Here is a 13111-nt window from a genome sequence, read left to right on the forward strand (position 1 = left end):
CGCGCGACCTGATGGCCCGAGGCCTGGCCGACGAACGCCGAGTGTGAATCCACGGCGAGAATCCGGCCCGAAAATCGCCGACGTTTCACATTCGGCGATCGTCAGTCGCGGAGTGCCGCCAGCACCGCGCCGTGCAGCAGGCCGTTGGTGGCGACCGCGCTGCCCGCGTGTGGTCCCGCGGTGCCGTCGAGACCGGTGAACGCACCGCCCGCCTCACGCACGAGCACGTCGAGCGCGGCCAGATCCCACAGCGAGACCTCGGGTTCGGCCGCGATGTCGACGGCGCCCTCGGCGAGCAGGCAGTACGAGAAGAAGTCGCCGTATCCGCGCACCCGCCACACCGCGTCGGTCAGCGCGATGAACCGGTCGCGCAGACCGAGGTCGGCCCAGCCGGACAGGCTGGAGAACGACAGGCTGGCGGCCGCCACGTCACCGACCGACGACACCGACAGCCGGCGCGCCGGTCCGCCCGCCGCCGACAGGTGGGCGCCCACGCCCGCCGCCGCCCACCACCGGCGTTGCAGCGCCGGTGCGCTCACCACGCCGACGACGGGCACACCGTCGTGCAACAGGGAGATGAGCGTGGCCCACACCGGTACGCCGCGGACGAAGTTCTTGGTGCCGTCGATGGGGTCGATCACCCACTGCCGTCCGGTGAAGACCGCCGAACCGCCGAACTCCTCGCCCAGCACCGCGTCGCCCGGCCGCTCTGCCGACAGCGTGTCGCGCATCGCCGCCTCCACGGACCGGTCGGCGTCGGTCACCGGGGTCAGGTCGGGTTTGGTGTCGACGTGCAGATCCATCGCACCGAAGCGCTCCACGGTCACCGCGTCGGCCTGGTCGGCAAGCCTCAGAGCCAGCGTCAGATCGTCAGGAGGAGCCGCGGTCATGGCAGCAGTCCTACCATGGCCGGGTGTTGGAATTCGGAATCCTGTTGCTCATGGTCGGTGCGCTCGCGTTGTTGATCGGGCCGATGATCATGCGGCGGCGCGGGATGAAGGGTGAACTGGCTCAGGGCACGCTGCTGGTGACGGGCGTCAGCCCGCGCCCGGACGCGCCGGGCGAGCAGTTCGTCACGATCACCGGCGTGATCAACGGGCCCACGGTCAACGAGCACGTCGTCTACCAGCGGATGGCGGTCGATGTCGAGCAGTGGCCGACGATGGGTCAACTCATCCCGGTGGTGTACTCGACGAAGAACCCGGACAAGTGGGGCTTCGGGTCGGACGAGGCGCCGCCACCGCCCCCGCCGCAGACCTACTCCTGAACGCTCAGCCGTGGCCGATGCGCAACAGTTCGGCCACGCTGGTGAGCTTCCTGCGCGGCCGGCCCGCCGACTCGCCCGCCGTGCGCTCGTGTTCGTCGATCAGCCGCCAGTGGTCGTCGGTGACCAGCTTCGGCTGCCGCGACAGCAGCCACTCGACCAGTTCCTCGGAGTGGTCGGCGTCGAAGTCGGCGAGCTGCGCACCGGACAGGTCGGCGAGCAGCGTGTCGACAGTCGCCTGTGAGTCCTTCTTGTTGCTGCCGATGACGCCCGACGGTCCCCGCTTGATCCAGCCGACGACGTACTCGTTGCGCCGGCCGTCGACGCGGCCGTCGGTGTGCGGAATCGTGCCGGACTTCTCGTCGAACGGCAGGCCCGGGGTGGCCACCCCGCGGTAACCCACCGCCCGCACCACCAGCTGGGCGGGCAGTTCCTCGCGCTCACCTGTGTCCCTGGCTACGATGCGGCCGTTCTCCTCGACCAGCTCGTTGCGTCCGAGCACGATCGATTCGACGTGCCCGTCGCCCTTGATCTCGATCGGAGAGGTGCCGAACCGGAACACGATGCGACGCTTGGCGCCGGCCGGCTCGCGGTCGGCGTAGCCGCGCAACACCTTGATGTTCTGTTTGACGGTCTTGCCCGCGGCTTCGAGGTCCTCGTCGGTGATGCCGGCGAAATCGGCCGGGTCGACGATCACGTCGACGTCGCCGAGACCCTCGAGCGCACCGAGCTCGCGCAGTTCCAGCGTGGTGAACGTGGCCTGCAGCGGCCCGCGCCTGCCGATGACGACGACCTCCTCGACACCGCGGGCGTGCAGCGAGTCCAGCGCGTGGTCGGCGATGTCGGTGTTGGCGAGCACGTCGGGGTCGGTGACCAGGATGCGGGCCACGTCGAGGGCGACGTTGCCGTTGCCCACGACGATCGCGCGTCCCGTCGACAGGTCCGGGCCCATCTGCTCGAAGTGCGGGTGGGCGTTGTACCAGCCGACGAAGTCCACCGCGGCGACGCTTCCCGGGATGTCCTCACCGGGGATGCCGAGCGACCGGTCGGACTGGGCGCCGACGGCGTAGACCACGGCGTCGTACCGCTCGGTCAGCTCGTCGGCCTGCACGTGCTCACCGACGGCGATGTTGCCGAAGAACCGGAACCGCGGATCGCCGGAGGTCTTGTCGAACTGGGCGCTGATCGACTTGATCTTCGGGTGATCCGGCGCGACGCCGGACCGCACCAGTCCCCACGGTGTCGGGAGCATCTCGAGCATGTCGACCCGCACATCGGGGGCGTCGTCGAGATCCGCGGCTTTGAGCAGTGACGCGGCGGCGAAGTATCCGGATGGACCGGAGCCGACGATCGCCACGTGATAGGGGCGCTTCTGCATGGGCAGCCTTCTGTCGCTTGCCCGGTCACCCGCGAGGGGCTGTCACGGCGCGGCCGGGCTGGTAACCGCCACCGATGCTAGCCGGGTGACCCGCCGCGTCGCGGGAAGTCGCGGAGAACGGTGCGGCGGGCAGCGGGGCGGTCCCAGGCGGGCGGCAGGCGGGAATCCGCCCGCTGACCGGTACCCTCGACTTTCGTGGATCCCGACCGTCAAGCCGACCTCGCCGCCCTCGACACCACGCTGACCACGGTGGAGCGGGTGCTCGACATCGACGGTCTGCGCGCCCGCATCGACAAGCTCGAGAACGAGGCGTCGGACCCGACACTGTGGGACGACCAGGCCCATGCCCAGCAGGTGACCAGCGAGCTGTCGCACGCCCAGAACGAACTGCGCCGGGTCGGGGAACTGCGCCAGCGCCTCGACGACCTGCCCATCCTCTACGAACTCGCTTCCGAGGAAGAAGGAGCGAGCGGTTCGGAGGCCGCGGTCGAGGCCGACGTCGAGCGCGCCAAGCTGCGCGAGGACATCGCGGCGATGGAGGTCCGCACGCTGCTGTCCGGCGAGTACGACGAACGCGAGGCCCTGGTGACCATCAGGTCCGGCGCGGGCGGCGTAGACGCCGCCGACTGGGCGGAGATGCTGATGCGGATGTACATCCGCTGGGCCGAACAGCACTCCTACGGCGTCGAGGTGTTCGACACCTCCTACGCCGAGGAGGCCGGCATCAAGAGCGCCACCTTCGCCGTGCACGCGCCGTTCGCGTACGGGACGCTGTCGGTCGAACAGGGCACCCACCGGCTGGTGCGGATCAGCCCGTTCGACAACCAGGGCCGCCGTCAGACGTCCTTCGCCGAGGTCGAGGTGCTGCCCGTCACCGAGACCACCGACCACATCGACATCCCCGAGGGCGACGTGCGCGTCGACGTCTACCGCTCCAGCGGTCCCGGCGGGCAGTCGGTGAACACGACGGACTCGGCCGTCCGGCTCACCCACATCCCGACCGGAATCGTCGTCACCTGCCAGAACGAGAAATCGCAGCTGCAGAACAAGATTTCGGCGATGCGAGTGCTCCAGGCGAAACTGCTGGAACGCAAACGCCGCGAAGAACGTGCTGAGATGGACGCGCTGAAGGGCGACGGCGGAAGTTCGTGGGGCAACCAGATGCGCTCCTACGTGCTGCACCCGTACCAGATGGTGAAGGATCTGCGCACCGACTTCGAGGTCGGCAATCCGGCCACCGTGCTCGACGGCGACATCGACGGGTTCCTGGAGGCGGGAATCCGCTGGCGCAACAGGAAAGATGACGATTAACTCGCTACTCGCAGTATCGACGTCAGAACGCTGGTCCGGCTTCTGGCAGGGCGATATCGGCCGGTGGATCCTCACCAACGGCATCCACATCGCGCTGCTGCTGATAGCAGGACTGCTGGCCGCGCGCTTCATCAACTGGGTCGCTCAGCGCATCAGCCGCCGCATCGACGCCGAGTATCAGGAGAGCGACCAGCTGGTGCGCTCGGAGAGCGCCAAACACCGCCAGGCCGTCGCCTCGGTGATCTCGTGGGTTTCCATCGCGATCCTGTTCGTGGTGGTCGCGGTCGAGATCACCGATGCGCTGGCGATCCCGGTCGGGTCACTGGTCGCCCCCGCGGCGGTGCTCGGCGCCGCGCTGGGTTTCGGCGCCCAGCGGATAGTCCAGGATCTGCTGGCCGGCTTCTTCATCATCACCGAGAAGCAGTACGGCTTCGGTGACCTCGTCGCCCTGACGGTCGCCGGTATCGCGATGCCCGCCGAGGGCACCGTCGAGGACGTCACGCTGCGCGTCACCAAGATGCGGTCCGCCGAGGGTGAGATGCTCACCATCCCCAACGGCCAGATCGTCAAGACGGTGAACCTGTCGAAGGACTGGGCACGCGCGGTGATCGACGTGCCGGTGCCTGCGGCGGCCGATCTGAACAAGGTCAACGACCTACTGCACGAGGTGGCGCAGAAGGCGATGGAGGACGAGGGTCTGCGCCAGTTGGTGCTCGACGCACCGCAGCTGATGGGCGTGGAGAGCATCGAACTCGACACCGTGAACCTGCGGATGGTGGCCCGCACACTGCCGGGCAAGCAGTTCGAGGTCGGCAGGCGGCTCCGGGTCCTGGTGATCGCCGCGCTACGACGCGCGGGTGTCGTGACTCCGGGTGACGGCGGCGCGACCCCGACCGTCGGCGCGATCGTGCACCCCGCCACGGCAGGTGGTGCCGAAGAGAGCCAGGGCCCCGCGGAGCAGAAGAAGTGAAGCCGGCCGAATTCTTCCGCGCGGTGCTGCGTCCCCGCGCGGCCGCGCGGAAGGTCGGTCAGGGCTGGCCGGGATACCTCTTCGGCGGTCGGGTGCGCACCTCGACAGCGGCGTTGCTGCTGGCGTTCTTCGCGCTGACCTGGGTGCAGCAGAGCTTCGAGCCGGAGCCGGCGCCACCGCCCGCCGCCGTTGTGCCCCCGGGCTTCGTCCCCGATCCGGAGTACACCTGGGTGCCGCGCACCCAGGTGCAGGAGCCGACCACTCCGCGCCGCACCACCACCACGACCACCACCACGCCGACGACGCCCACCGAGACGACGACCACCGACCCGAGCGCCACCACCACGCCGCCCACCTCGCCGAGCTCGACGACGCCGCAGACCACGGTCATCGACCCCGACGGCCCGGGCCCGCTGCCGCCGCAGACGCAGACGGTGCAGTCGTTCCCGCCCCTCACGCCGACGGTGACCGCACCGTTGGACGGGCCGGGACCGGTGCCGACGACGCCCGCGCCGCCGCGGTAGCCCGGCCCGGTCTGCCGCACCGCTACACTGGCGTGCCGTGATGATCACCCTCGACCGTGTGAGCAAGCAGTACAAGTCCTCGGCCCGTCCGGCGCTGGACAACGTCTCTCTCAAGATCGACAAGGGTGAGTTCGTCTTCCTGATCGGGCCATCGGGTTCGGGCAAGTCGACGTTCATGCGGCTGCTGCTCGCCGAGGAGTCACCGTCGACCGGCGACATCCGGGTGTCGAAGTTCCATGTGAACAAGCTGCCCGGTCGCCACATCCCCGGGCTGCGGCAGGTGCTCGGCTGCGTCTTCCAGGACTTCCGGCTGCTGCAGCAGAAGACGGTGTTCGAGAACGTCGCATTCGCGCTCGAGGTCATCGGCAAGCGGGGCGACGTCATCAACCGTGTCGTGCCCGATGTGCTCGAGATGGTCGGGTTGTCGGGCAAGGCGAACCGGCTGCCCAACGAACTCTCCGGTGGTGAGCAGCAGCGGGTGGCGATCGCCCGCGCGTTCGTGAATCGGCCGCTGGTGCTGCTCGCCGACGAGCCCACCGGAAACCTCGACCCGGACACCAGCAGGGACATCATGGACCTGCTCGAGCGGATCAATCGCACGGGCACGACGGTGCTGATGGCCACCCACGACCACCACATCGTCGACTCGATGCGCCAGCGCGTCATCGAACTCGAACTCGGCCGCCTGATTCGCGACGAACAGCGCGGCGTCTACGGAATGGACCGCTAAGTGCGCTTCGGCTTCCTCATCAACGAGGTCCTCACCGGCCTTCGTCGCAACGTCACCATGACGGTGGCGATGATCCTCACCACGGCGATCTCGATCGGCCTGTTCGGCGGCGGCCTGCTGGTGATCCGGCTGGCCGACCAGTCCCGGGAGATCTACCTCGACCGGGTGGAGAGCCAGGTCTTCCTGACGCCGGAGGTGTCGGCTGGCGATCCCAGTTGCGACGCCGACCCGTGCCGGGCGCTGCGGGCGAAGATCGAGGAGCGCGACGACGTCGCGTCGGTGCGCTTCCTCAACCGCGACCAGGCTTACGACGACGCGATCAAGAAGTTCCCGCAGTACAGGGAGGTCGCGGGGCGGGACGCGTTCCCCGCGTCGTTCGTCGTCAAGCTGACCAACCCGGAGGAGCATCAAGGCTTCGACGAGTCCATGGTGGGCCAGGCCGGCGTGCTCAACGTGCTCAACCAGAAGGATCTGATCGACCGGCTCTTCGCCGTCCTCGACGGCATCAGCAACGCCGCGTTCGCGATCGCGCTGGTGCAGGCCGTCGGCGCGGTGCTGCTGATCGCGAACATGGTTCAGGTCGCCGCCTATACGCGGCGCACCGAGATCGGCATCATGCGACTGGTCGGCGCCACCCGCTGGTACACGCAGCTGCCCTTCCTCGTGGAGGCCATGCTCGCCGCGTTCATCGGCGTGGTGCTCGCGATCGTCGGGCTCATCCTGGTGCGCGCGCTGTTCCTCGAGGACGCGCTCGACCAGTTCTATCAGGCGAATCTCATCGCGAAGGTCGACTTCAAGGACGTCGTCTACTACTGCGCGCCGTGGATGCTGGGCCTCGGCCTGACCATGTCGGGCATCACCGCCTACATCACGTTGCGCCTGTACGTGCGGAGGTAGCGATGGCGAACAAGGCTCAGCAGGCCGCCAAATCCAACAACAAGGTGGTCGCCACGAACCGTCGTGCGCGGCACAACTACTCCATTCTGGAGACCTACGAGGCAGGCGTCGCCCTGATGGGCACCGAGGTCAAGAGCCTGCGCGACGGCACGGCGTCGCTGGCCGACGCGTTCGCCACCGTGGACGACGGCGAGATCTGGCTGCGCAATCTGCACATCCCGGAGTATCACCACGGCAGCTGGACCAACCACACGCCGCGGCGCAACCGCAAGCTGCTGTTGCACCGCAGCCAGATCGACACCTTGATCGGCAAGATCCGTGACGGCAACCTCACGCTGGTGCCGCTGTCGCTGTACTTCACCGACGGCAAGGTCAAGGTGGAGCTGGCGCTGGCACGCGGCAAGCAGGCCCACGACAAGCGGCAGGACATCGCCAAGCGCGACGCCGCCCGCGAGGTCGTGCGCGAACTGGGCCGGCGCGCCAAGGGCATGTCCTGACCGGGCCGCTCGAGGGTCCGTCTTTCGCACTGGCATCGGGTCTGGCCTACGGGGTCAGTGACTTCGTCGGCGGCATCGCCTCGCGCAAGGTCGCGGCGCTGCGGGTGGTGCTGGTGTCCTATCCCGTCGCGATGGTGCTGCTGGCGGTGCTCGCGCTCGTGGTGGGCGGTGACATCTCCCGTGGCGCGGTGGTCTGGGGGGCGCTGTGCGGGGTGTCGCAGGCATTCGGGGTGTGGTGGTTCTACGCCGCGCTCGGGTCGGGTCCCATCTCGGTGGTCTCCCCGCTGACGGCGGTGATCGTCGCGGGTGTGCCGGTCGGTGTCGGCCTGGCGCTGGGGGAGCGGCCCGGTGCCGTCGCGACCGCGGGTGTCGCGCTCGCACTGGTGGCCGTGGTGTTGGTGAGCAGGCAGTCGGCTTCCCCCGACGCGGCGGCGCTGCCGTTCACCCCGAAGGTCGCGTGGCTGACGCTCGGCTCCGGCGTCGCGTTCGGCCTGAACTTCGTCCTGATCGACCAGGCGCCCGCCGAAGCGGGACTGTGGCCGTTGGTCTTCGCGCGGGTCACCGCGACGGTGCTGGTGCTGGTGATCGCTGTGGTGAGCAGGAACCTTCGTGCCCCGACGGGCACTCCGCTGCGGCTGGCGTTGCTGGCGGGTGTGCTCGACACCGGGGCCAATGTGGCGATGCTGCTGGCGTTGCAGGCCTCACTGCTGTCACTGGCGGGGGTGCTGATGTCGCTGTATCCGGCGGCGACGATGGTGCTGGCCATCGTGGTGCTGCGGGAACGCGTCACCCGCTGGCAGGTGGTCGGCATGGTGGCGGCGCTGGCCGCGGTCGCGATGATCGCCGGCGGCTGACGACTCTCACCGCGCGGACCACCTGGTAGCTGCGTTGTGGAACGGCGCAAAGCCCGGTAGGCCATCATGGGGCGAGATAGCTTTCATGACCTGCGTGAGGAGAGGAGGCGGTCGCGGTCAGCGCCAACCATCTTCGCCTCTCTCTGTTCGCCGGCGTGCTGGTGCTGGCGTCGGTGAACGCGCTCGCTCCCTACGGCGACCAGGCCGCCCGCTGGGTCGGCGTCGCCCTCCAATCGGTCATCGGCGCGAGTGCGATGGTGTGTGCGATGACGGTCGCTCGCCGGGTCGACGGCGTCGCGCGCTGGTGGCGGTTGCTGGTCATCGCCGCCATGGTCAGCTGGCTCGTCGGCGAGCTGATCTGGCAGTTCAGTGGCGCGGACGAGCGCGGTGAGGCCGCGCCGGCGGCTGCGGTGGTCGCCTACTTCCTTCCGCCCGTGCTGTCCCTGGCAGCGATGATCATGCTGGCCCGCGCCGGGGGGTTGCGCACCGCCAAGGACGGGCGTGCCGGCAACCCGCCCGTCATCGCCGCGCTCGACGGGCTGGTCGCCGCAGTGTCCTTCGCGTTCCTCGTCGTGATCGCCGGCAGCGGCGCGTTGACCGGCGCCGCGGCCCCCCGGTCACAGACCGCCGCCGTCGTGATCGCGTACTCCACGCTGGAGCTGATCGTCGTCGTGCTGGCCGTCCTGATGGCGATGGCCTTCCAGCGCAACCGTCCCTACCGCGCGAATTATCTCCTGCTCGCCGGCGGGGTCGTCATGATCGCGGCGTCGGAGAGATTGGTGGCGTACTTCCATTCCGTCGGCGCGGACAATTGGGATCTCTGGGGCGGCATCGGCGCCATCCTCGGGCCGCTGAGCATCATGTTCGCCGTGCTCGACCTCCGGCCACAGCCGTCGAGCGCCCGCGCTCAGGACGCAATGGACTGGGTCCGGTCGGTGGTGCCCTACCTCGGTTTCCTGGGCATCGTCGTGCTCGCGGCCTACCACGTGCTGATCGGACGCAGTCTCAGCACCGCGGTGGTGGTTCTCGGGGTGGTGATCGTCCTGCTGGTCACCGCACGACAGGTCGCGACGATGCGCGCGCAACGGCAGCTGACCGCTCGCCTGTACGAGGCGCAGCGCCGACTCGCCCACCAGGTTCATCACGACCCGCTGACCGGCCTACCCAATCGGGTGCTGTTCGCCCAACGGCTCGACACTGCGTTGACCGAGGGCGGCTTCGTGCTGATCTTCGTCGACCTCGACGACTTCAAGGAGGTCAACGACCGGTTCGGCCACGCCGCGGGAGACGAGCTGCTGCGGGCCGTGGGGGATCGTCTCCGGGGGTGCGTCGGCGCCACCGACACGCTGGCCCGGATCGGCGGCGACGAGTTCGCGATCCTGGTCGACGACGAACACGAGGCACCCGAGGTGGTCGCCGACCGGCTTCGGGTCGCGTTACGTGATCCGTTCGCCGTGCACGGTTCGTCGGTCCGGGTGCGCGCCAGCATGGGTCTGGTCCGGCCCGGAGCCGACGAACCGCGTCCGACCTCCGATGACCTGCTCCGGCAGGCGGACATCTCGATGTATGCGGGTAAGCGGCTCGGCAAGGACACCGCCGTGGTGTACCAGCCGTCGTCGGGAGTGTCGGTCGACTTCCCGACCGCGCTGCGGCGGGCGAACGGCGACTCGCCGGAGGGCTTCAGCCTCGCCTATCAGCCCGTCGTCGATCTCCCGCACGGCAGATTCGTCGCCGTCGAGGCACTCGCCCGATGGGCAGCGCCGAACGGCATGCAGATCCCGCCGGATTCGTTCGTCGCGGCGGCCGAAGGCGCCGGGCAGGGCGCCGCCCTCGACGCCCTGGTGCTCGACCTGGCCTGCAGGCAGGTGCAGGCTGCCGGGCTGGACCTCGACATCCACGTCAACGTCGGCGCGGCCCGACTGGGTAACCGGGCCTTCGAGCAGCTGGTGAACCGGACACTGGGCCGCCACGGTGTGGCACCGAGGCGGCTGGTGCTCGAGGTCACCGAGACGGTGCCGATCGTGGACCTCGCGGACGGCGCCGCCGCGATCAGGCGGTTGAGTGCCGGTGGGGTGCGGGTGGCACTCGACGACTTCGGCGCGGGGTTCAATTCGCTGACATACCTGCACGCCCTGCCTGTGCAGATCCTCAAGTTGGACCGCAGCCTCGCCGTCGGCGCCGAGCACGACGGCAACCTGGCGGTGTACCGCTCGGTGGTCGGCCTGGCCGACGCGCTGGGTCTGCAGGTGATCGCCGAGGGCATCGAATCGCAGGGACAGGCCGACGTCGTGTTCCGGGCTGGCTGCCGGATGGCGCAGGGCCATCTGTTCGGCCGGGCGATGCTGATCGACGAGATCGCCGCCGAGCTCGACCCCACCACCACATCCCGCGAGCGTGCGGGTCTGTCGGCCGACACGCCGTAGATCGCCGGCATCGGCGCACGCTCGCGCCCTGCCGAGGTGCGTGCCGCGACACGGAACAATCGACTGGAATCGCTCGTTGATGTGGGCGTACCATTGATTTTCCTGCCGAACTTCGGCGGGTGTGCGAGGGGCTGAACGGTTTCGACTTCGCGCATCGAATCAAGGGAAGCGTGCCGGTGCAGGCAATTGACCACCGTAAGCGTCGTTGCAACCAATTAAGCGCCGATACCAATCAGCGCGACTACGCCCTCGCTGCCTAAGCGACGGTGTGTCTGTCAGACCGGGAGCGCCCTCGGCCCGGACCCTGGCATCAGCTAGAGGGACCCACCCATGGGTTCGGTCGCGGAACCCGTGGGGACATCAAACAGCGACTGGGATCGTCATCCTGACTTGTTCGCGTGATCAGGAGATCCGAGTAGAGGCATAGCGAACTGCGCACGGAGAAGCCTCGAGGAAGTGCCGTAGGACCCGGGTTCGATTCCCGGCAGCTCCACCGACGACAAGCAGGTCAGAGCAATCTGGCCTGCTTGTTGCGTCCTCGCCGTCTGTCCACCACAGCGGCCGCGTTCACATTCGCTCAAAATGCTGGAACATGCAGAAGTGGTGCGTATCCCCTGGCTGACGGTAAATTCGAGACATGCCACCTCGTTGCGGGCGTAGCTCGCGGGCGTCGAATGCACGATCCGTGGGCCGCTGGTCCGGGCGCGGCGCGGTTGCGCTGGCCATCGTCGCCGTTCAGCAGTGGATTCCGAGCGCTCTACCGGTGGCGTCCGCCGCCGATTGCGCCGACGCCGAGGTCGTGTTCGCCAGGGGAACGGACGAGCCCAAAGGCATCGGCGTCGTCGGCAGTGCCTTCGTCAACTCGCTGCGCGAGCAGGCCGTCGGCATGAACATCGCGACCTACGCGGTGGACTATGACGCGGGCAAGCTGCAGCTGGGCAGTGGCGACGGCGCCAAGGACGCGATCAAGCACATCAAATCCATGGCGGCCACGTGCCCCGACACCAAGATCGTGTTGGGCGGGTACTCGCAGGGCGCGAACGTCGTCAACATCGTCGCGGGTAACCCCATCGTCGGCATCGCATGGGGCGAGTCGATGCCGTCTTCGCTGGCGGGAAACATCGCGGCGATCGCCACCTTCGGGAACGTCGCGAACCGCTCAGGTACCAAGCTGCCTTCCCAGTCCGCAATGTTCACCGGCAAGGCGATCGACCTCTGCAACCCAGCCGACCCGATCTGTCACGCAGGCCAAGGCAACGCATGGAGCGGGCACACCGACGGCTACGTCCCCGCGTACACCACGCAGGCCGCGACTTTCGCGGCGTCCAAACTGCTGGCTGGTATGGCCCCATCGGTACCCGGCTTCGGGCCGCCGACAGGGTATGGACAGCTGCCGGGATCTGCCATGCAGGCGCCCGTCTACGCGTCGCCGCCGCAGGGCACCGACCACATGCCGCCGGGGTACGTCGCGCAGACGCCGGCGTATGGCCCGCAGACACCGGGCTACCAGCAGTCACCCGGCTACACCTCGTCCGTGCCGGGGTACGACCCCTCGGTAGTGACCGGCTTGCCCTGACGTTCGACCTCGCATGGATAGGGGCGTTTCGCCCCGGGCAAGAGCCTCCAACAAGCGGTGCCACCCAGTTCGGCTGATCGCGATTCCGCCCTACTCAACCGTGCCCGTGTACTTGCCGTTCTTGTACTGGTCGACGTGCAGCCCACCGCTGACGTCTGTATAGGTGCAATCCGAGTACCTGTTGCCGTCCGGTCCGACGCCCGTCCCGTAAGTGCCTCCCGCGGACTTGCATTCGGACTTGATGGTGCCCTCGGGAAGTGCGCTGGCAAGGGGGCTTGCCCCGAACGCGATGCCCGTCATGAAAGCGGCTGCGGCAACGCCGAGACCGATTCGAGTCACGATGGTGGAGGTCATGGGATTCTCCTTGTCTCGACCCTGAAGGTGAGCCGGTTGCTGGAGATCGTATGAACGCTGCAGTGTCGCCTTCTATCCCTTTGGAAGCCACTGTTTTCCGTCCACTTGGATAGGTCAGGCTTGCCCCGAGGTAAGGGAAGCGGGCCAGGACAGAAGTCCTGGCCCGCTTTGTTGTGTGGGTGGCGAAGGTGCTGCTGTTCGTCAACCAGACGACGACGAGTCGAGAACGTCCCAAAGCCGCTCAGAACGCCAGCAGCGTGATCGACAGTCTCACCAAGGTCGACGGGCGTTTACTCATCTCGGCTCTCGACCCGATCTGACGAGACAGTCTGA

Annotated in this window: 14 protein-coding genes and 1 other RNA gene; 12 read left to right on the top strand and 3 right to left on the bottom strand. The window is 68.2% G+C overall.

The window, feature by feature from the left end:
• Positions 1–101 precede the first annotated feature (101 nt).
• A complete protein-coding gene (gene hisN, locus O6P37_RS20325) occupies positions 102–890 on the bottom strand; it encodes a histidinol-phosphatase (protein ID WP_269895776.1) in 789 nt (262 codons plus the stop codon).
• A 23-nt stretch (positions 891–913) separates the two neighbouring features.
• On the opposite strand from hisN, the gene O6P37_RS20330 reads away from it, so the two are divergent.
• The gene (locus tag O6P37_RS20330) at positions 914–1267 is read left to right on the top strand and encodes a hypothetical protein (protein WP_269895777.1); all 354 of its coding nucleotides are present in this window, start codon (positions 914–916) and stop codon (positions 1265–1267) included.
• Between the two features lie 4 nt (positions 1268–1271).
• On the opposite strand, the gene O6P37_RS20335 is transcribed toward O6P37_RS20330, so the two are convergent.
• Entirely contained in the window at positions 1272–2642 is a 1371-nt protein-coding gene (locus O6P37_RS20335) for an FAD-dependent oxidoreductase (RefSeq protein ID WP_269895778.1), read from the bottom strand.
• 195 nt (positions 2643–2837) lie between these two features.
• On the opposite strand from O6P37_RS20335, the gene prfB reads away from it, so the two are divergent.
• The 10 genes from prfB to O6P37_RS20385 all read left to right on the top strand — a co-directional run bounded on the left by prfB (position 2838) and on the right by O6P37_RS20385 (position 12424).
• Positions 2838–3953 (top strand): peptide chain release factor 2, encoded by a 1116-nt coding sequence (gene prfB, locus O6P37_RS20340; protein ID WP_269895779.1) that lies wholly within the window; start codon positions 2838–2840, stop codon positions 3951–3953.
• A complete protein-coding gene (locus O6P37_RS20345; RefSeq protein WP_269895780.1) occupies positions 3943–4923 on the top strand; it encodes a mechanosensitive ion channel family protein in 981 nt (326 codons plus the stop codon). Before prfB ends, O6P37_RS20345 begins: the two co-directional genes overlap by 11 nt.
• Before the next feature lie 26 nt (positions 4924–4949).
• Entirely contained in the window at positions 4950–5447 is a 498-nt protein-coding gene (locus O6P37_RS20350; RefSeq protein ID WP_269895875.1) for a hypothetical protein, read from the top strand.
• Positions 5448–5487: 40 nt separating this feature from the next.
• A complete protein-coding gene (gene ftsE, locus O6P37_RS20355) occupies positions 5488–6177 on the top strand; it encodes a cell division ATP-binding protein FtsE (protein WP_269895876.1) in 690 nt (229 codons plus the stop codon).
• Entirely contained in the window at positions 6178–7074 is an 897-nt protein-coding gene (gene ftsX, locus O6P37_RS20360; protein ID WP_269895781.1) for a permease-like cell division protein FtsX, read from the top strand.
• Between the two features lie 2 nt (positions 7075–7076).
• The gene (gene smpB, locus O6P37_RS20365) at positions 7077–7571 is read left to right on the top strand and encodes an SsrA-binding protein SmpB (protein WP_269895782.1); all 495 of its coding nucleotides are present in this window, start codon (positions 7077–7079) and stop codon (positions 7569–7571) included.
• Between the two features lie 29 nt (positions 7572–7600).
• A complete protein-coding gene (locus tag O6P37_RS20370; protein WP_456094130.1) occupies positions 7601–8425 on the top strand; it encodes an EamA family transporter in 825 nt (274 codons plus the stop codon).
• Positions 8426–8580: 155 nt separating this feature from the next.
• Complete coding sequence (locus O6P37_RS20375; protein WP_269895783.1) at positions 8581–10848, top strand: putative bifunctional diguanylate cyclase/phosphodiesterase; 2268 nt, start codon at positions 8581–8583, stop codon at positions 10846–10848.
• 127 nt (positions 10849–10975) lie between these two features.
• Positions 10976–11344, top strand: a transfer-messenger RNA (tmRNA) gene (gene ssrA, locus O6P37_RS20380).
• Positions 11345–11485: 141 nt separating this feature from the next.
• Entirely contained in the window at positions 11486–12424 is a 939-nt protein-coding gene (locus O6P37_RS20385; RefSeq protein WP_408633213.1) for a cutinase family protein, read from the top strand.
• A gap of 90 nt (positions 12425–12514) precedes the next feature.
• Here O6P37_RS20385 and O6P37_RS20390 read toward each other — a convergent pair whose 3' ends face one another.
• Positions 12515–12778: a hypothetical protein gene (locus O6P37_RS20390; protein ID WP_269895785.1), complete on the bottom strand. Its 264-nt coding sequence runs from the start codon at positions 12776–12778 to the stop codon at positions 12515–12517.
• Between the two features lie 179 nt (positions 12779–12957).
• Here O6P37_RS20390 and O6P37_RS20395 point away from each other — a divergent pair, with 179 nt between their 5' ends.
• Positions 12958–13098: a hypothetical protein gene (locus O6P37_RS20395; protein WP_408633214.1), complete on the top strand. Its 141-nt coding sequence runs from the start codon at positions 12958–12960 to the stop codon at positions 13096–13098.
• Positions 13099–13111 lie beyond the last annotated feature (13 nt).

The sequence above is a fragment of the Mycobacterium hippophais genome, assembly GCF_027529605.1.
GTDB classification, from domain to species: domain Bacteria; phylum Actinomycetota; class Actinomycetes; order Mycobacteriales; family Mycobacteriaceae; genus Mycobacterium; species Mycobacterium arseniciresistens.

Coding starts and splice junctions, on each gene's coding strand:
- hisN (WP_269895776.1), bottom strand. CDS start 890: ATGACCGCGGCTCCTCCTGACGATCTGACGCTGGCTCTGAGGCTTGCC.
- O6P37_RS20335 (WP_269895778.1), bottom strand. CDS start 2,642: ATGCAGAAGCGCCCCTATCACGTGGCGATCGTCGGCTCCGGTCCATCC.
- O6P37_RS20345 (WP_269895780.1), top strand. CDS start 3,943: ATGACGATTAACTCGCTACTCGCAGTATCGACGTCAGAACGCTGGTCC.
- ftsE (WP_269895876.1), top strand. CDS start 5,488: ATGATCACCCTCGACCGTGTGAGCAAGCAGTACAAGTCCTCGGCCCGT.
- smpB (WP_269895782.1), top strand. CDS start 7,077: ATGGCGAACAAGGCTCAGCAGGCCGCCAAATCCAACAACAAGGTGGTC.
- O6P37_RS20385 (WP_408633213.1), top strand. CDS start 11,486: ATGCCACCTCGTTGCGGGCGTAGCTCGCGGGCGTCGAATGCACGATCC.
- O6P37_RS20390 (WP_269895785.1), bottom strand. CDS start 12,778: ATGACCTCCACCATCGTGACTCGAATCGGTCTCGGCGTTGCCGCAGCC.